The sequence below is a fragment of the Aquirufa sp. ROCK2-A2 genome, from assembly GCF_054558485.1.
This window is the reverse complement of the sequence record NZ_JBPXKA010000001.1, coordinates 502,115-522,877: the sequence shown is the minus strand read 5'-3', so window position 1 is coordinate 522,877 and position 20,763 is coordinate 502,115. Positions and strand designations below refer to the sequence as shown.

Below are 20,763 nucleotides of genomic sequence, written 5' to 3'. Positions count from 1 at the left end.
CTTTATTATTTTAAAGAGTTTATATCAATTAAAATCCGAATTTGATATTGATACCGTAACCGCGTGTACCTGGCCACTGACTCGTTTCTCCAGCAACGGCAGAAATCTCAGATGGATCAAAGTCTTTCGTAGTAGCATAAACCAATACTGGATTTCTTGCTACTAAAGAAACATTCACATTTTGGAAATATTTGCTCATACCTAATTTCTTAACTGGCAAATTGTAACCAAATGAAATCTCTCTGATTTTAACAAATGTCAAATCATAGATATAAGGATCGAAAGTTTTGTTGTTGTACAAATTGTGGAAATAATCTTGAGCCTCTACATAAAAATCAACTGGCTCGCCTTTATCATTTACTCCTTTTGTATGAACTCCTCCACCATCGGCAACAGCATCACGGATTGGATTTCCTTTATCGTTGATTGTCGCAGTTTGTGCTGTCAAACCTGAGAATGAACCCCACATATTAGACAATGAAACGAATTTTCCACCCACTTGAAAGTCCATATTAACATTTAATGTAAAGTCTTTCAAAATGGTGAATGAGTTTTGTAAACCTCCTGTGTATTCTGGAAGAACACTACCAAAATAAACAGCTGGATCATTTACATAAAATCCACTAGCATCTAAAACAGGTTGTCCATTGATACGTTTGATACCATTTCCGTAGATTTGACCCCAACGCATTCCTTCTTTATGAACCATGTAAGGCATTGTTGTGCCCCAGATAGTTTGAACAGAAGCAGTTTGAGTAATACCATACTTTGGTGATAAAGAAACGACATCGTTAGCAACTAACTTAGATAAAGTTCCAGAAATTTTCCAAGATAAATCTTTAGTAACCACTGGGCGACCATTCAATTGAATATCCAAACCTTTCTTAGCAATCTCTCCAATGTTAGTTAATAAAGAAGTATATCCACTAGCTCCATTTACACTTAAAGCATAAGGGAAATTCTTTTCTGATCCTTCCCAATAGGTTGCAGAGAATCCTAAACGATCATTTAAGAAAGATAAGTCTAAACCAATCTCACCTTGAGTTACAACTGATCCCATGATGTTTGGATCCACTAATGTATTAGCTGCAGACATCAAGAAATTATTACCCCATTTGTTTTGTCCTAAGCTATAAGCTGAACCTGGGAAACGATAAGCTCCAAAAGTCTCATTGCTAGTTCCCAATGCTTTTGGAATTTCTCCCCATGAACCTCTCAATTTACCATAACTAATCCAAGGTAATTTTTTAGAAATTAAATCACCGAAGACAAATGATAAACCTGCTGATTTAGATAATACCGAATTGGTCGCTGCTGGTAAAGTAGAATACCAGTCATTTCTCAAGGTAATATCAGCAAATAAAATGTTTTTATAACCGAAAGTACCTTTTCCAATTAATGCACGATATTTTTCTGTGATACGATCATTACCAATTGTAGCAGGATCCACCGAGTTAGTTACTGTATACAAATCAGCTACACTTAAACCGTTGTTGGTGTTTGCTGAGTTACTTACGTAATTCCACTCAAAAAAGTCAGTACCAACGTTTGCATCGATCGTGAAATCTTTGATTTTCTTGGTATAGTTAGCAAACAATTCCATATTCGTACGATCTGAATAGGTTTGTCCTGTATAGTAGTAACCTTTTGCTTCAGGTGAGTTACCTGTAGTTTGCAAACCTGATTCGTTCAAGCGAGAGCTATAACGGTAATCAGCCATTCCATTGTTTTGTTGCTTTCTATAAGTAGCAGTGATTTTCAAATCATCATTTACTTTGTAAGTGAAAGCCACGTTACCGTATAAACGATTTCTTGAATTGGTTTGATTTACTAAATCGAACCAAGTATAGAAGTTATACCAATAGTTACCTGCATAGAAGTTTCTTGGATTACCTGCATCATAAGCATCTGGATTTGCGTGGTTCCAAGAAGCATAAATTCCTTCTGGAGTTCTCAAATCTTTCAATTCTTTTACAATGTTCATATCCAAATCTCTGTGGAACCATTGGTTAAATGCTCCAGAAGATTGGTTAGAATAACCATCATCAATTTCTCCTTTTTGAACTTGAGAAATGTAGTTGATATCCGCGCTAACTGAAAAATGATTATTCAATTTATAGGATGTCATTACGTTCAATGTATTTTTATTCAAAGAAGTATTCGCCAACAAACCATCAATTAACTGATTTCCATAAGTTAATTTGAATTTCAATTTATCCGTAGATGAATTAATTGTGAAACTATTATTTTTAGTCACACCAGTTTGATAGAAATCACGCGCGTTATTTGGTTGAGGTGTCAAAGATGCTGTTTGGAAAGAATATTTGCTTCCACCATACCAAGCATACCAAGGGATATATTCTTGTCCAACCATTCTTGGTCCCCAAGAAGCATCATCACTATAATCATGGTAATATTTACCATCTAATGCTTTCCAATCTTCAGGTTGACCTGCTTTCCATTTGTATTGCATCAAATCAGAAACAGCACCACCCGCATAAGAGTTTTGGTAATTAGGTAAAATGTAAGGTGTTTCAAATAGAATACCTGTATTTAATGTTACACCTATACCTGGTTGAGCAGTTGAACCATCTTTCAATGAAATGATGATGGCACCGTTTGCGCCTTGAGCACCAAACTGAGCAGCTGCAGCAGCACCTTGAAGCACTGTTACGTTTTCAATATCATCTAAGTTGATATCATCACCGTTTGGTAAAATAGTTCCGTTAACAACATATAATGCACCATTACCTAAACCAAATCCTGAAACCCCACGTAAACGGATTTCGGTAGAACGGCCTAAAGCTGCAGCAGATTGAGAACGTACCTGGATACCAGATACCTTACCTGCCAAAGCATTATTTAAGTTAGTTTGACGGATAACGTTCAAAGCTTTTTGGTCAACTACCTGGTCATTGTTAGTTGATGATCTAGCTGAACGCTTTGTTCCGTAAGCACCTGTAACAACAACTTCAGATAATTCTGAAGCATCTGATACAAGAACTACGTTAATTACACTTTGATTGCCAACTGCAACCGTTTGGGATTTGTGACCAACAAAGCTGAATTGCAATGAGGCACCGGTACCAACTGTAATCTTATAAGAACCATTGGCATCCGTAGATACACCACGTGAAGTTCCTTTAAGACTAACGTTTACGCCAGGAAGCGGCATACCATCCTCTGTGGAAGTTACCTTTCCGGTCACTTGCCTGTTTTGGGCTAATAACGAACTGAAAGCAGTCGCTACTAGTACCCATACTAGTAAGAGTTTTTTCATTTTTTTTAGTTTAATGAATGATATATTTAAGACACTTGTTCGCAAATTAAAAATAAATTTAGAAATGACAAAAAAAATAATGCAAATATTTGCATTATTCTATGTAATCATGTCATTAATTCAATGAATTTGCGTTAAAACCAACAAAATCTAAATTATGAAATTGTATTAATGCAGTATGGTATTCAAAATCAAGACGCCCAAAAGTCCGGCAAAGGATACAATTGTTTCCATGATGGACCACGATCGGATGGTTTCTTTGACGCTAATATTGAAATATTCTTTAAATAGCCAAAAGCCGGGATCATTCACATGAGAAAACATTAAACTCCCTGCACCGATGCTTAAAACCATTAAATTTGGATCGACCCCACTAACCTGAATGATGGGAAAAATCATGCCTGCAGCCGTTAAACCGGCAATTGTGGCAGAACCCACACAAATACGAATGATGCCTGCCGTCATCCAACCTAATACCAAAGGAGGAAAAGGTAATTCCAATAAATAACCTGCAATTTCCTTGCTTACGCCAGAAACCAACAAAATTTCTTTCAAAGCACCCGCACCGGCCGTAACTAACAATACCATCCCTACTTCTTTTACCGAACTAGTGTATACGTTCATGATATCTTCCATTTTTCTACCCATTCGTAAACCCAAGGTATAGGTAGCAAGAATGATTGCTACGAGCATCACAATCGAAGGATCCGCAATGAATTTTACGACGGGATTCCATGGTGAATCCTTGGCTATCAAAAATTCACACACAGTGGTAACAATTAATAAAAAAACAGGGAATAAAGCGGTAATAAAACTCATCGATTTACTGGGTAAATCTTCCACAGCTTTCTCTTCTGAACTAAAAACACCCAAAGGTCTAATGGGCATGTTTTTTAAGGTTTTAGAAAAAATGGGTCCGGCCAAGATAATCGCTGGAATTGCTACCAAAATTCCATAACTAAGCGTTGTTCCCATATTGGCTCCAAATTGACTAACCAATGCAGCTGGTGATGGATGTGGAGGTAAAAATCCATGCGCCACCGACAAAGAGGCCATCATGGGAATCCCTGTTACCAAGGGATGTAATTTATATTGATGAACCAATGCGAAAATCAATGGTATCATGAGCACAAATCCTACATTATAAAACAAAGGAATGCCGATGATAAAACCGGTCAGCATCAATCCCCATGACATATTCTTTTGTCCAAATACATTGATCAATGTTCGTGAAATTTGTTGCGCTGCACCGCTTTCTGCAACCAATTTTCCAAGCATGGCACCCAAAACGATGATCGTTACCAAAGAACCCAAGGTATCCCCTACTCCTTTTTGAACAGATTTAGCAAGATCACTCAAAGGGATTCCTAGCAACATCCCTGCTGTTAAACTGATGATCAAAAAAGCAATAAATGGATTTACTTTTAAATAGGTGATTAAGAAAACCAATAAAAGGATACAAAGAATAACAATGCTAATAGACATGGGATATTTAAATAGGTTCTTGTTACAAATAAACAAAAAAAAGAGAAAATAAATAGCATGTTGAAACACGAAGTAAATTAGTAATAAGGAATTTCGTACTTTTGCCGTCATTCTTTTTAAATAGTCTATGTACCCATATTTAGCGCCTCAACATATTAAGGCATTTATTCAAGCCGCTTTAATGGAAGATGTTGGACCCGGAGATTTCACTTCTCTTTCGACTGTCCCACTCAATAAAAAAGGGAAAGCGCAATTATGGGTAAAAGACCATGGGATTATTGCTGGTGTAGAAATGGCTTCCTATATTTTTCAAGAAGTGGATTCAGAAATGATTTGCCATACATTTATCCCGGATGGACAACGCGTCGAACCAGGCCAAATAGTTTTAGAAGTAGAAGGTAAAGCTCAATCGATATTAAAAGCTGAACGTTTGGTGCTTAATTGTATGCAGCGCATGTCTGGCATCGCCACCTATACAAGATCTTTGGTCAACTTATTAGAAGGAACAAAAGCCCAATTGTTGGATACAAGAAAAACCACTCCGAATTTCCGATTAGCAGAAAAGTGGGCGTGTAAAATTGGAGGCGCCAGTAATCATCGATATGCGCTCTTTGATATGATTTTAATCAAAGACAATCATGTTGATTTTGCAGGTGGAATTAAAAATGCGCTGAATCAAGCTCAAGCCTACAATCAAGAACATCAACTAGGTTTAGCGATTGAAATAGAAGTAAGGAACGAAAAAGAGTTGGACGAAGTTTTAGCTATCGGTGGTATTCAAAGAATTATGTTGGATAATTTTAGTCCCCTCCAATTAAGAGACGCCATCCGAAAAATAAATGGTCGATTTATTACGGAGGCCTCAGGTGGAATTAATGAAACGACACTCCGCGCATATGCCGAAACTGGGGTAGATTTTATTTCAGTGGGTGCCTTAACGCATCAAGTAAAAAGTATAGATTTAAGTCTTAAAGCCAAATACGAATGAATTTAGCAGAAGAAGCAAAGGAAGTAGGATATATTTCTCGCTCCACTCCCAAAGATCAAGCATTAATTGATGCGATTAAACAATTAAAAAAAGAGAAAAACGCCGTAATTCTAGCACATTATTATGTTGATGGCGATTTACAAGAATTGGCTGATTATGTGGGAGATAGTTTGGGACTTTCTCAGGCTGCCGAAACAACAGATGCTGATTTAATTATTTTTTGTGGCGTTCATTTCATGGGCGAAACGGCAAAAATCCTCAACCCATCCAAAAAAGTGGTTGTACCAGATTTCAATGCAGGATGTTCATTAGCCGATTCCGTTCCAACAGCTGAGTTTATCGCTTTAAAAGCAAAACATCCGAATGCCGTGGTAGTCAGTTACATCAATTGCTCCGCAGAAATTAAGGCATTAACGGATATCATTTGCACATCATCTAATGCCGTGCAAATTGTGGAATCCATACCTGCTGAAAAAGAAATCATTTTTGCCCCTGATGCTAATTTAGGAAGATATGTGGAGCACAAAACCGGCAGAAAAATGATTCTTTGGGAAGGTGCTTGCATGGTTCACATCGATATTTCATTGGAAAAACTAAATCAACTTCGATTGGATTATCCAGATGCATTGTTAATCGCTCATCCTGAATGCAAAGAAATCATTTTAAAAGAAGCCGATTATGTAGGATCAACAACTGCCCTATTGCATTTTGTTGAAAAATCGCCTAATACAACCTTCATTGTCGCCACAGAAGCGGGCATTTTACACAAAATGAAACAAGCTGTTCCCAACAAACACCTTATTCCTGCTCCTGCTAATGAACAAAACTCCTGCGCATGCAGTGAATGTCCATACATGAAAATGAATACTTTGGAAAAATTATACAATGCCTTGTTTTATGAATTACCCGAAATTGAAATTTCAGAAGAAATCAGAAAACCTGCTTATAAAGCTTTGAAGGCGATGTTGGAGGTAAGTAAATAGGTAATAATGCGAATTAAGGGTTAAAAACTAAAATTCAGGATCTTTTCCATTAATTGTGGTTAAATCAAATTCAATTACACATTTCCTGGCCAACAATGCAATTTTCTGTCTAATTCATTTTCTATGGCATTTCTTTTTTTTGAAAAAAAAGAAACAAAAAAACTTATTAGTCGCAAGTTAATCCAAGACGAATCAGCAAGCTGACCGATTTTCACTACGCTTTCGGCTATTTTCTTTGACCCTGACGCACATTTCCCATGCGCATTGTCAAAGCTCCGCCTACCGCTACGTTCAAATCTTTCGTCGGGATTAACCAAAAGTTCATTGATGAGCTTGAAAAAAAAAGAAATAGCGTTGGCTGAGCGGCGACGAAGCCAAAAGCGGTATTAGAGAAATGAAAATCAGATATTTTGACTCTTAATTCGCATTAATAGGTAATAGGTAATTTACATCTTTGAGACACTGTCTTATAGGCATTATTAGTTAATTGTGTTTATTATTAGGTATTAGTTTTTAGTAAAAGTTACCTATTACCTATTACCTATTACCTTTTACCTATTACCTTTTACCTATTACCTTTTACCTTTTACCTATTACCTATTACCTAAATTAATGTAACTCAAAAATTACCTCAATTTCCACAGGAATATTATCGGGTAATGTGCCCATGCCTACCGCACTCCTAGCTCCAATACCCAATTCTTCTCCCCAAATTTTAGCAAAAAGCTCACTACAACCATTGATGACATAAGGGTGACGACCAAAATCGCTGGTACAATTCACCATGCCCAATATTTTAACCACTCGTTTTACTCGATTTAAACTCCCCAATTGGGCTTTCAAGGTTGCAAGAATCGTTAAACCTACTTGTTGAGCGGCCATTTTACCTTCCTCCAAGCTCAAATCTTCCCCAACACGACCAATGATTAATTCGCCATTGAGTTGTACCGGACCGTGTCCTGAAACGTAGTATAAATTGCCTAATTGTAATCCCGGCTTATAAACACCTAGCGGTTTGGGTGCTGGTGGTAAAGCGAATCCTAAACTCGAAAATTGTTCTTCAGGTGTCATTTATTTGTGATTTAATTGATGAATAATTTCGGAAATTAATCCTGTCCAACCTGTTTGATGATTGGCACCTAAACCTTTTCCCGTATCGCCATCGAAATATTCGAAAAACAAATTAGAACCATGAAAATCGGGATCCTTTTGCATTTTTTCATACTCCCCGTACATCGGAATTTTTCCATCTTTATCAGGTAAAAACATATCTAATAATCGTTTAGAAACCCCTTCTGCTGCTGTTTTGATGTTCACCATACTTCCAGAATTTGTTGGATATTCGACCTCATAATCTGAGCCATAATAATCTGAGAATTTCCTTAATGAATCGATTAGCAAGTAATTCATAGGAAACCAAATCGGACCTCTCCAATTGGAATTCCCTCCAAACATCTCTCCTGTTGATTCCGCTGGTGTGTAATCCACTTGAACCGTCCCACCATCAAAAGAGAACTGATAGGGATGTTCTTTATGGAATTTCGACATCGAACGTATACCGTAATCCGATAAAAATTCAGATTCATCAAACATTCGTTTCATGATCATCTTCATCCGATGGCCCCGAAGTATCGACAATAATCTGCTTTCACCTTTTCCGGGTTCGTACCAACGTGAAATAAGATTGGCCAAATCAGGACGATTGTTCAATACCCATTCTACCCTGCGTTTAAACTGAGGAAGTTTATCCAATAAATCATGGGTGATAACCTCCACTGCAAACAAAGGAATTAATCCGACCATGGAACGAACCTTCAATAACATGGCACTTCCATCCTGTTTGTGCAACATGTCATAATAAAATTGGTCGTCTTCATCCCATAGGTTTAATTTTTCACCCCCAATGGACTGCATTGCCCCAGCTATGTGCAAGAAATGTTCAAAAAATTTGGACGCCATATCCTGATAAACCGGCTTTTCCAAGGATATTTCACAGGCAATGCGAAGCATATTTAAACTATACATGGCCATCCAACCAGTTCCATCGGCTTGTTCCAAGTGTCCGCCGGTTGGCAAAGTAGCAGACCGATCAAACACCCCAATATTGTCCATTCCCAAAAATCCACCACCAAAAATATTGTTTCCGCCTTCGTCTTTTAAATTGACCCACCAGGTAAAATTCAACAATAATTTATGGAAGATGCGCTCTAAAAAAGTAACATCCCCAACGCCATTCATTTGCTTGTCAATTTCATAAACCTTCCAAGTTGCCCAAGCATGTACTGGCGGATTTACATCTGAAAATGACCACTCATAGGCTGGAATTTGGCCATTGGGATGCATGTAATACTCGCGAAGAATAACCGCTAATTGCCTTTTGGCGAAATCAGGATCCAATCTGGCCAATGGAATCGTATGAAATGCCAAATCCCAAGCAGCAAACCAAGGATATTCCCATTTATCGGGCATGGAAAGAATATTGGCAGCGTACATGTGTCGCCAAGTACTATTTCTACCATTTTTCCGACTCCCGTGAGGTTTAGGCATGGATGGATCCCCTTTGATCCATTCAAAAACATTGTAATAATACCATTGCTTTGTCCAAAGCATTCCCGCATAGGATTCCCTTTGAATTTTTCGCAGGGATTCTTCCTTCACTTCCCCATGCAAATCATGGTAAAAATCATTGGCCTCCTGAATTCGTAAATCAAAGATTTGATCAAAATCTTCAAAAGGTGTACGCAAAGTTTGTGATGAAAAACGTAATCGGTATTCTTTTTTACCACCCGCCGGGATTTTATCGGTGTATTTGACAGACGCTTTGGTACCAATGTGATTGGGATTAACCGCATTTTTTCTCTTATTAACTACATAATCATTGATCCCATCTTTGGTAAAATGACTGTGATTAGGTGCACCATACAATCGTTCATTGTTGGTTTCATTGTCGCAGAATAAAAATTCATCTGCTTGTTCTGCATATAATTTAAATCGACCAACCACTCGGTGATCCACTTCGATAAATGAATGGCCAACACCCGTTAAAATTGGCTTGTACTGGTAATTTTCATAACCCCAACACCAGGTATTACGATACCAAATAGTAGGTAAAACAGTGATGGGTGCCGCAACTTTGGATTTATTTTCAACTGTTACTTTGATCAAAATATCTTGTTCATCCGCTTTGGCATATTCCATGGTGATGTTGAAATATTCATCCTTATCAAAAATTCCGGTATCCATCAACTCATACTCGGGCTCTAAACGGCTTCTTTTTTGACTTTCATCAATCAATTTCTGATAAGGAAAAGTTTGATGAGGATATTTATAGAGCATTTTTTGGTAAGAGTGTGTCGGCGTAGAATCTTGGTAATAATACAATTCCTTCACATCTTCTCCATGGTTTGATTCTGCGGGAGTTAATCCAAAAAAACGTTCCTTTAAAATATGATCACGGTGATTCCAAAAAGCAAAAGCGAAACACACGTGTTGTTTATTATCTGAAATACCACCAATCCCCTCTTCACCCCAACGATAGGCCTTCGAACGAGCCATATCATGCGTAACAGAACCCCAGGCATAACCACTTTCTGAATAATCCTCTCGAACAGTACCCCATTGACGCTCAGTCAAATACGGCCCCCATTTTTTCCAACCTTTATTGTCATTTCTAGTTTTTAATCGCGCACGCTCAGCTCCAATTTCCGACATATATCTATTTTCTAACTTTGAATTCAATTTGTAACCTCAAATATATTGAATTCAAACAAAACTAATAATAGTAAGTTGTCAAAATTGCTCTAAACCTTCCTTTTTTCGGAAATGATATTATTTTAACTCCAATGAGTACAATTTTATTGAAATTTATCTGTGGCACTTAGCACAATTCTTTAAATTGCGACTTCTAAACAAACTATTCATGAAAAAAATTATTGTATTCTTTTTTGCAGTCAGTTGCCTAATTGCTTGTACAAGCAACAACCAAACAAATGAAAATTTATCCAAACTGGTAGCTAATTATTACGAAGATCAGCTTCGATTAAATCCGATTTCAGCTACTTCCAATGGAGATAATCGCTTCAATGACCAATTAACCATTGATTTTACGGATTCCCACCGAGCGAAAATAAAGGAACTTTTGGACAAATATTCCAAGGATTTATCGTCCATTGATAGAGCTACTTTAACACCAAATGATCAAATCACCTTTGACATTTTCCAAAGGGAATTAACGCTTGGGTTAGAAGGACTAACTTTTCAAGACAATTTAACTCCGCTTAATCAATTTTATGGCTTTCATCTCACTTTTGCTCAATTAGGTAGTGGCTCGGTCATTCAACCCTTTGCAACGGTAAAAGACTACGATAATTGGTTAAAAAGAATGAATCTTGGAGCCAATTACCTGGACAGTTGCGAAGTATATTTCAAAAAAGGATTGTCAAAAAATTATGTTTTACCCAAATCATTGGTATTAAAAATAATTCCTCAACTTCAATCATTTGAGGTAAAAAACATAGAGGAAAGTACTTTTTATGGTCCAATCAAACAATTCCCAAAAACCTTTTCCGAAAAAGAAAAAGCACGTTTGACGGCGGAATACCGACAATTAATTGAATCAAAAGTATTACCATCGTATAAAAAATTAGCGGTATTTATGCAAAATGAATATTTACCGAAAGCTCGTTTATCATCTGGAATTGGTGCCACAGAGAATGGAGCAAATTATTATCAATATTTAATTAAGGTATTGACGACAACCCAAGAACCGGCCGATAAAATTTATCAAACTGGACTAGCCGAGGTAAAACGAATTCGCACTGAAATGGAAAACACCAAAAATAAAGTTGGTTTCAAAGGCGACTTAAAAGCCTTCTTTGAATTCATGCGAACTGACCCGCAATTCACTCCTTTTCATAGTCCAAAAGAGGTTTTAGATGCCTTCCATGCCATTCACAAAAAAATGGAACCTAAATTAAAACGAATGTTTGGAAGAGTACCTAAAACTCCTTTTGAAATAAGACAAACGGAAGCATTTAGAGCTGCAAGTGCTAGTGCAGAATATTTTCAAGGAACTTTAGAAGGTGGACGTCCAGGAATTTTTTATGTTCCTATCTTAGATGCTAGCAAATTTAATACCACAAGTGGCATGGAAAGTTTATTCTTGCACGAAGCTATTCCTGGGCATCATTATCAAATCAGTTTGCAACAAGAAAACAAAGATTTACCCCAATTGCGTCGTTTCGGAGGAAATTCAGCCTATGCCGAAGGTTGGGCACTTTATACGGAAAGCTTAGGTAAAGAATTAGGTTTATATACTGACCCATATCAATATATGGGAGCCTTGGGAGATGAAATACACCGTGCGATTCGTTTAGTGGTGGATGCAGGAATACATTCTAAAAACATGTCGCGGGAGGAAGCCATTCAATATATGATGGAAAATGAGCCTATCAGCGAACAAGGCGCCATAGCAGAAATCGAGAGATACATGGCAATCCCAGCGCAAGCTTTGAGCTATAAAATTGGGGCTTTGAAAATACGAGAAATTCGGGAACGACTTTCCAAAGAAATGGGAAGTAAATTTACCATTTCAAATTTCCATGATGAACTACTGAAAGACGGCAACATGCCTTTGGATGTATTGGAGTCAAAAATGAACCTTTGGTCCAAAAAATAAGCAACATGAAGTTAGCAACTTCCATTATTATTCCTGAATCGTTGAAGAAAATCAGCGTATCCAATCGCATTTTGTGCCTCGGCTCTTGTTTTTCTGAAAACATGGGCAATCTACTTGAAAGATTGCCCATGACCATTCTTAACCAACCATTGGGAACTTTATTTCATCCCTTTTCCATTCAAAGAAGTTTAACTCCACTTGAATTAAAGGGAGATGAATGTGTTTCACAAGATGATTTTTTTGTTCATCCTGATTTCCATTCACAATTCACTTCTCCATCTAAAGTGGATTTGATAAAGCGCTTAGAACAAGTCAAAACGGAATCCATTGAATTTTGCCAAAAGACCGATTGGCTACTGATTACTTGGGGAACTGCGTTTTATTACTATGACAAAACATTAGGGAGGCCCATCGCCAACTGCCATAAACAACGTAATACACAATTTGAAAAACGATTAAGTACGGTTGAAGAATTAACAAACCAAACATTTGAATTTTTTGAAGGATTACAAAAAAAGAATCCCCAACTAAAAATTATTCTAACTATTTCGCCAGTTAGACATACAAAAGACGGATTGCAGGAAAATTCAATTTCTAAATCGACATTAAGAGTAGCTGCGGCAGAAATTTGCCAGAAATTGGATTTTGTACATTATTTCCCGTCCTATGAAATCATGATGGATGAATTGAGGGATTATCGGTTTTATGCCGCGGATTTAATTCATCCCAATGAAGTGGCAATCAATTACATATGGGATTTATTTAAAAGGTGTTTCTTTGATTTGGATTTAATCGAATTGGAGAAAAAATGGACCAATTATTTAGTAAGTATTCATCACCGGGTTCAAAAAGAAAAACAATCCATTCACAATGAATTATTGATGAAAATGATAGACGAAATCAAGACAAATTATTCACATTTACCGATTCACAAAATGGAAGAACTGATTAATTCTCGAATTTTAACGATTAGTTAAGAGAGATGAAAAAAGAATTTCAAAATACCGTATATTTGAAGTTTGAAAGGAAAATTTGAAAATGGGAGAATTAAGCGTAAGTAAAGAAATCATTCTTGGAGCATTGAGCACCGTGCAAGAACCCGATCTGAAAAAAGATTTGGTCACATTAGGAATGATCAAAGATATCGAGTTAGGAATTGGCGAAGTTCGTTTTACCGTTGTTTTAACCACACCGGCATGTCCTTTGAAGGAAAAAATTCGTCAAGATTGTGAAAATGCAATCAAAAACCTGGTTCATCCAGATTTGAAAATTGTCATCAACATGACGGCTGAAGTGACTAGTTTACAACAAAGCGATCCATTGATACCAGGTGTAAAAAACGTTATTGCGGTTGCTTCTGGCAAAGGTGGCGTAGGCAAATCAACAGTTACAGCCAATTTGGCCATGGCATTGAAAAATGCAGGTGCCAAAGTGGGAATTTTAGATGCCGATATTTCTGGGCCATCCATTCCTGTGATGTTTGGGGCTGAAGATATGCAACCGATGGTTCAGGAAGTGAATGGTAAAAATAGAATTCAACCTATTTTACAATATGGGATTAAAATGATTTCCATGGGGTTTTTGGCTCCTACCGAAAGTCCAGTGCCATGGAGAGGTCCCATGATGACGCAGGCTTTGCGACAATTTTTTGGAGATACGAATTGGGATGAATTAGATTATTTATTAATTGATTTACCTCCAGGAACTTCCGATATACACTTAACTTTGGTTCAATTAATTAAATTGACGGGCGCGGTTATTGTAACGACGCCTCAAAAAGTAGCTCTTTCAGACGCAACCAAAGGTTTGCAGTTTTTCAAACAAGCAGGCATCAATGTTCCAATTTTAGGATTGGTTGAAAATATGTCCTATTTTACTCCTGAAGAATTACCAGAAAACAAGTATTATTTATTTGGCAAAGACGGTGGAAAAGCTTTGGCCGAGAAATACCAAGTTCCATTTTTAGGAGAAGTTCCGTTGGTACAAGCCATTAGAGAGGCTGGTGATGCAGGGAAACCTATTGCTGCTGCTGAAAGTCCAAGTGCCACTGCATTTCAAATTATTGCAGAGAATTTAGCACAACAAATTGCCATTACCAACTCAAAAACACCTAACATATAAAAGGTCAACTATGGAAAATCACCCTTTATATACAAAAATCCAATCGGCTTTAGATAGCATAAGACCCTATTTAATTGCGGATGGCGGGAATGTAGAGATTGTCGAAATTACCCAAGAAAATATCCTACGCTTAAACTTATTAGGTGCTTGTAAATCTTGCAATATGTCAGCCATGACATTTAAAGCGGGCGTAGAAGAGGCCATCCGAAGAGAAGTCCCTGAAGTTTCGGCCGTTGAAGATGTAAGTGAAAGATTTTAAATTACCATTATTATGCGAATAGGAATATTATTTGGTGGCCCAGCTAGAGAAAGAGAAATTAGCTTTGCAGGCGGAAAAACAGCCATGGCGCACCTGAATAAAGCATTATTTCAGCCAGTTCCCGTTTTTGTGGATGGGTCAGGTAATTTTATTTTAATCAAAGAAGAATTACTTTTCCAAGAATCTATTCGCGACTTCTATCCACCTAAATCGTATCAAAAAGCACCATTTTCGGTATATATAGAATCTCTATCCCATTTATCCGCGGAAGAACATTCGAACATCATTCAGTCCATTGGACAAAGAATTTCACCTGAGGAATTTTCTAAACATTTCGACTTTGCCTTTATTGCAATGCATGGCCCCGGTTGTGAAGATGGCAGTATTCAAGGTTTATTGGAATGGTATGGCATACCTTATTCTGGTCCAGGATTATTAGGTTCTGCGATTGGGATCGATAAAGCCAAGCAAAATGAATGGCTAAAAAAGAGTGTTGGTTTAGAAAAGAAATTTTTCGTCTTGCAAAGAGACGATTATGAAAAATATGGCCGAGAAACATTATTTGAACAAGTAAAAAAAGAAATTGGTATTCCATTTGTTGCCAAAGCACCGCACCAAGGTTCGTCCATTGGTTTAGCTTTTGTTAAAAAAGACTCCTTAGAGGATTTTGATCAAGCGATGAAAAAATGTCTTTTTTGCCAAGAGATTTACCGAGAACAATGGTTACAATATACACCAGAAGATAAAGAGATTCTCTTGCAAAAAATGGTCAATTTAGATGAAGGAATCGGTTTTCCGGTTGTTTTCCAACATCAGATTTATGACCATCCAGCAGATTTGTTGATTGAGTTAGAATCATATTTCAGCCATACCGTTACCAAAGCTAGTATTCAGTCAGTGCATTCAGAAGACGCCATTTTATTAGAATCGTTTGTTAATGGAAATGAATTTAGTTGTGGAGTCATACAAACTCCTAAAGGCAAAACAGTAGCCTTACCTCCTACCGAAATTGTAATTGATGAAAGTGTTGAAGTGTTTGATTTTAATGCCAAATACAAATCGAAAGCAACGCGCAAAAGAATCCCCATGGAGGCAAGCCTTCCGCATTTACACGACATCCAAGCACAAGTCAAACAAGCATTTGAGGATTTAGGGTTTGGGGTTTGTACGCGAATTGATGGTTTTTTAACTTCTGAAGGTCAGGTCGTATTACATGACCCGAACACTATTCCAGGTATGTCGCCAAGTTCCTTAATTTTCAAACAAATGGCGGAAATTGGCTTAAATGTTACGGATTCGCTAACTTATTTTATCCGTCAATCCATTCGTGAACGACTAAGAACAGGTAAAAATTATCATACCTTTAGAGGCATGTTAGAAGCTTTGGATACTTCCATTCAAAAAACGCTGAAGATCAAATCGGAAAGCGAAAAAATTATGATCGAAATCAGTGGTGACAACGCTGATGCTTTGGAATTAAGCTTCCAAAAAGCAAAAATGCAAGTCAATGAATTAGCCGCCAAAGGAATTCAACAAGTTGAAATAATCACCCCAATGGAAATGGAAGAAGGTGAAATGGCCTTTGAATTAAATACCGCTCAAATTTCCAAAGATTCCGCTAAAGAAATGATGGAAGCCATCAAAAAAGGGGTTCATCCATTGATCGCTAATACCCGTCAAAATGCCGAAGCAATCACTAAATTTTACACCAATACAATTATTTAACATGGAAATCAATCCTCTGCAATACCCGATTGGTCGTTTTTCTGCACCAGAAGTCATCACTCCTGCCATTCGTGAAGAATGGATCGCTACTTTAAAAGAATTTCCAGCGAAGTTAGAAGCCCTTGCATCTCAATTGAATGAAAACCAGCTTGAAACTACGTACCGAGAAGGAAGTTGGACAGGCAGACAAGTGATTCATCATTTATTCGATAGCCATATACACTGCTACGTTCGTATCAAAGCAGCTTTGACAGAAGGAGAAAATCCAACCATCAAAGATTATGATGAAAATGCTTATGCCCTTTTGGCAGATGGCTCTTCTGCGCCTATTGAACTTTCCATCATGGGCTTGAAAGCATTGCATGCCCGCTGGGTCTATTTGTTGAATTCTTTAGAGGAAGCAGATTGGAGCAAAACATATTTACATCCGACAAGAGGTATTACCTATCCATTGGATCGTGTGATTGGCATTTATGCATGGCATTCAATGCATCATTTAGCTCATTTAGAAATTATCCGCGCCAAATAAATTTATTAACCTATTGATTTGACTTTATTGGGCTATTTTATATTTTTCTAAACACTAATAAATAAATGAAAAATATCAAAAATTCCAAAATAGAAACAGAACGGTAGTTGTATAATGCCGAAGACATTTTACTACCAAGGCAAGCCAATGGTTCAATTTATGAAGATATTAAATAACGCTTATGATATCCTTCACCTTTATGGATATTAAGATGGAATCAACAATAAGGTCGTTATGGACGAAGGGATACAAATAGATGAAAAGATTTTAGCAAAATTTTAGCAAATATAAGAAGCAGCTCTCCACAGAAAATAGTTGGCAAATAATTCTCCTATCATTTGTAATAAATATTTGCCATTCATCATTAAGTACTATGCATTACAAGGTACTTGCGATAATTTTGTTACTTGGCATGCAACCATTGGGAATGGGATGCATCTTAAAAGCTCTAATTATTTCTTTTTATAATCAATCCGCCTAATGAAATTTTACTTAAGTTTAGTTCTAACAATCATCGTTATTTTTTCATCTCAAGCTCAAAATAGCCTTCAATTTACCACAAAAGACAGCCAGAATCAAGCCATTCCATTTGCCAGTATTTTGTTGAAAAAACAAAGTGACTCGAGTGTTGTAAAAGGATACATAAGTGATGAAAATGGAATTTTCTTAGCAAGCAACGTACCTAATGGACTTTTTACCATAAGAATTCAAGCCAGTGGATTTACAGCCAAAGAAATTAAATCTGTCGAAATGAATTCTACCAGCAAGCTTGATTTAGGAGATATTATTTTACCCAATTCCACCACCCTTTTACAAGAAGTAAAAGTAAGTGCCGCCAAGCCCTACATTGAACGAAAATTAGATAAAACCATCGTGAATGTAGAAAATTCAGCCATGGCTGCTGGGAACACTACTTATGAATTACTTGAAAGATCACCTGGGATTCTCATTGATAAAGATGGAAATATTAGTATCAAAGGAAAAGCGGGTGCCAAAGTGATGATTGATGGAAAAATATCGTATTTGACGGGTTCGGATTTATCGAATTTCTTACGCAATCTGCCCGCAGACCAAATTAGTCAATTAGAAATCATGTCGAATCCTTCTTCTAGATATGACGCGGCAGGAACTGGTGGATTAGTAAATATCAAATTGAAAAAAAATGCCAATATTGGCATGAATGGATCTGCGAATGTAACTTATGCACAAGGATTTTATGCCAGAGAGGCTTTGGGATTAAATCTAAATTACCGTAAAAATGGCTGGAACGTCTTTGGAAATGCCACGGCTGGATTAAGACCCATGATGGAAAAGAATTATCTTTTGAGAAAATTTACTACTCAAAAGGAACAATTTGAACAAAATTTTAGCTATCCAAATAAAAATCAAAATACCCAAATTAAAACGGGAGTGGATTGGTACTATTCTCCAAAAACAACTATTGGTATCCTATTTTCTGGGGCATATAACAGCGATAAATTAACGAATGGTTTAAACGAGACCGTTCAATCAAATGATGTAGGAAAAGTCCTAACTCGAACGAACACCTACAATTCGTATTCCATGCCAAATGACAATTTCGCAGCGAATTTCAACTTTAAACACAATTTCGATACCACAGGAAGGGAAATAACAGTTGATTTGGATTACGCTCAATTTAATTACGATAATCAAAACGATTATATAGCCTCCTATCTAAAAGGAGATTTTACCAAAATTACCCCTGATACCATTATTCGAGTTAATTCCATTTCACATATTGATCAATATTCATTAAAGACGGATTACATTGTTCCCAATTTCTGGAAATCGAAATGGGGAATGGGAATCAAATCATCTTATGTCAAAACGGATAACGATTTACAATTCAGGGGAAAAAATGAAAAGCAAGTGGATTATCTTTTTTTAGCAGCACAGGCTAATCGGTTTATATATACCGAGCAAATTCATGCGGGATATTTAAATACAGAACGAAAAATTGGCAAATTTAGTTACCAAATTGGTCTTCGAGGCGAATTAACGCTTGCGGATGGTACATCAAAGGCCTATACCCAAGCTCCAGATTCATCTTTTCATCGAAATTATTTTCAACTATTCCCAAGTACCTTTCTCCAATATGATTTATCCCAAAATCATACCTTGGGACTCACCTATTCAAGAAGAATTGATAGACCTGGATATTCGGATTTAAATCCCTTTATATTTTACATCGATAATTATACCTACAATGTTGGAAATCCGATGTTAATGCCACAATTAACGAATTCGGTGGAATTGAGTCATACCTATCAAGGAGGAATTTCCTCCACATTGGGCTATAGTATGACGGATCAAGTTATCACACAATTGTTAAAGCAAGATGCTGAAACGAGAAGGACTTACCAAACAACGGCTAATTTGGCTAAAAGAGAAACGTATAGTATTGGTTTAAGTCTTCCAATACCCCTCAAAAATTGGTGGTCAACCAATACCGACATATACATCAATCGTACTGAATTAACCGGCAATATTGACACAAAACCTATCAAAACAGGTAAAAACATGTTCTATTTCTCAAGTAATCATACCTTTACACTACCGAAGGATTTTAAATTAGAAATTGGAGGAAATTACTTTTCGGGTGGACTAGAAAGTGCGTTTATGTTTGGTCCGGGTGGGTCCCTAAATCTAGGAATCCAGAAAACCATCTTAAATAAACGAGGAACCATCCGAATAAATGCTCAAGACGTACTTTATACCAGTAATCCAGAGGTAACAATTAAATATGCTGACCTTGATGTTATCGTTCGTCCAAAAAATGATACTCGAGTATTCCGATTCAATTTTGCTTATCGATTTGGGAATACTTTAATCAAAGGTGAAAGACAAAGAAGTACTGGTTTGGAGGATGAAAAGAGTCGGGTTAAAAAATAGGAAGAATTGGAATTAGGTAATAGGTAAAAGGTAATATTTAATAATGCGAATTAAGAGTTAACATATTCATTCCTATCTCAACAATCGATATCGCATTGCACCTTATTGGTTAATTTATTTTCCATGGCATTTCTTTTTTTTAGAAAAAAAGAAACAAAAAAACTTAAAATTTGCCAGCTAATCCAAGACGAATCCGCAAGCGGCACGATTTTCACTACACTTTCGGCTATTTTCTTTGACCCTGACGCACATACCCCAGGCGCATTGTCAAAGCTCCGCCTACCGCTACGTTCAAATCTTTCGTCGGATTAACCGTACATCTCGAGATTGTTTAATTTCTGAAAAAAGTTTTCGTGATTATTAACGATGGCTGATGAGATCGAATTCAAAAGCAGAAAAGTACTATTACATCATTTTATCAAACAACTATACTTTTAAAGCATTAAATTGCAGGGGGTAAGGGGCCCCATTACCCCATAAAAAATGGAAACTATAATTACTAAATGAAAACTTATATTTTTCATCTATTAACTTATTTTTGACAACAATTTTCAGCTAGATGAATGATAAAATCTTTGAGAAGCGTTAACAAATGGAAAAATACAGAAAAAATTTGCCCTCCGTATTACATATAATTTCATCTAGTAAAATTATTGATTCGTTTTTATCACAGGTGTAAAAAGGTTTTATCACAAGACGAACGGTCATGAGGCAAAAAACGACAAGAAAAGAAATTTTATTAATGTCTAAATTTACCCTTCATGCATAAAAAAAGAGCCCTAAGGCTCTTTTCAAATTTCAAC

The 20,763-nt window shown here is 36.7% G+C and carries 13 protein-coding genes; 9 read left to right on the top strand and 4 right to left on the bottom strand.

Features of this window, described 5'->3' with window-relative positions; genetic code table 11:
* Window positions 1-28: 28 nt before the first annotated feature.
* The gene (locus tag V7S76_RS02255) at window positions 29-3,280 is read right to left on the bottom strand and encodes a SusC/RagA family TonB-linked outer membrane protein (protein WP_459508380.1); all 3,252 of its coding nucleotides are present in this window, start codon (window positions 3,278-3,280) and stop codon (window positions 29-31) included.
* A gap of 168 nt (window positions 3,281-3,448) precedes the next feature.
* Window positions 3,449-4,876, bottom strand: a complete 1,428-nt coding sequence (locus V7S76_RS02250; protein ID WP_459508379.1) for a gluconate:H+ symporter — start codon at window positions 4,874-4,876, stop codon at window positions 3,449-3,451.
* Window positions 4,877-4,892: 16 nt separating this feature from the next.
* Between V7S76_RS02250 and nadC the strand changes: the two genes are divergently transcribed.
* A complete protein-coding gene (gene nadC, locus V7S76_RS02245; protein WP_459508378.1) occupies window positions 4,893-5,753 on the top strand; it encodes a carboxylating nicotinate-nucleotide diphosphorylase in 861 nt (286 codons plus the stop codon).
* Window positions 5,750-6,736, top strand: a complete 987-nt coding sequence (nadA, locus tag V7S76_RS02240) for a quinolinate synthase NadA (protein ID WP_459508377.1) — start codon at window positions 5,750-5,752, stop codon at window positions 6,734-6,736. Before nadC ends, nadA begins: the two co-directional genes overlap by 4 nt.
* Window positions 6,737-7,345: 609 nt before the next feature.
* On the opposite strand, the gene V7S76_RS02235 is transcribed toward nadA, so the two are convergent.
* Window positions 7,346-7,807, bottom strand: coding sequence for a RidA family protein (locus V7S76_RS02235; protein ID WP_459508376.1), 462 nt, complete (start codon window positions 7,805-7,807; stop codon window positions 7,346-7,348).
* On the bottom strand, window positions 7,808-10,447 hold the full coding sequence (locus tag V7S76_RS02230) for an MGH1-like glycoside hydrolase domain-containing protein (RefSeq protein ID WP_459508375.1): 2,640 nt from the start codon (window positions 10,445-10,447) through the stop codon (window positions 7,808-7,810).
* A gap of 208 nt (window positions 10,448-10,655) precedes the next feature.
* Here V7S76_RS02230 and V7S76_RS02225 point away from each other — a divergent pair, with 208 nt between their 5' ends.
* The 7 genes from V7S76_RS02225 to V7S76_RS02195 all read left to right on the top strand — a co-directional run bounded on the left by V7S76_RS02225 (window position 10,656) and on the right by V7S76_RS02195 (window position 19,960).
* Complete coding sequence (locus V7S76_RS02225) at window positions 10,656-12,413, top strand: DUF885 domain-containing protein (protein WP_459508374.1); 1,758 nt, start codon at window positions 10,656-10,658, stop codon at window positions 12,411-12,413.
* A gap of 5 nt (window positions 12,414-12,418) precedes the next feature.
* Complete coding sequence (locus V7S76_RS02220) at window positions 12,419-13,390, top strand: GSCFA domain-containing protein (protein ID WP_459508373.1); 972 nt, start codon at window positions 12,419-12,421, stop codon at window positions 13,388-13,390.
* 61 nt (window positions 13,391-13,451) lie between these two features.
* Entirely contained in the window at window positions 13,452-14,534 is a 1,083-nt protein-coding gene (locus V7S76_RS02215) for an Mrp/NBP35 family ATP-binding protein (protein WP_459508372.1), read from the top strand.
* Window positions 14,535-14,544: 10 nt separating this feature from the next.
* Complete coding sequence (locus V7S76_RS02210; RefSeq protein WP_459508371.1) at window positions 14,545-14,793, top strand: NifU family protein; 249 nt, start codon at window positions 14,545-14,547, stop codon at window positions 14,791-14,793.
* Between the two features lie 12 nt (window positions 14,794-14,805).
* Window positions 14,806-16,518, top strand: a complete 1,713-nt coding sequence (locus V7S76_RS02205) for a D-alanine--D-alanine ligase family protein (RefSeq protein WP_459508370.1) — start codon at window positions 14,806-14,808, stop codon at window positions 16,516-16,518.
* A gap of 1 nt (window position 16,519) precedes the next feature.
* Window positions 16,520-17,047: a YfiT family bacillithiol transferase gene (locus V7S76_RS02200; RefSeq protein WP_459508369.1), complete on the top strand. Its 528-nt coding sequence runs from the start codon at window positions 16,520-16,522 to the stop codon at window positions 17,045-17,047.
* A gap of 480 nt (window positions 17,048-17,527) precedes the next feature.
* Window positions 17,528-19,960 carry a TonB-dependent receptor gene (locus V7S76_RS02195; RefSeq protein WP_459508368.1) on the top strand — a complete coding sequence of 811 codons (2,433 nt, stop codon included), beginning with the start codon at window positions 17,528-17,530 and terminating at the stop codon, window positions 19,958-19,960.
* The last annotated feature ends 803 nt before the right edge of the window (window positions 19,961-20,763 follow it).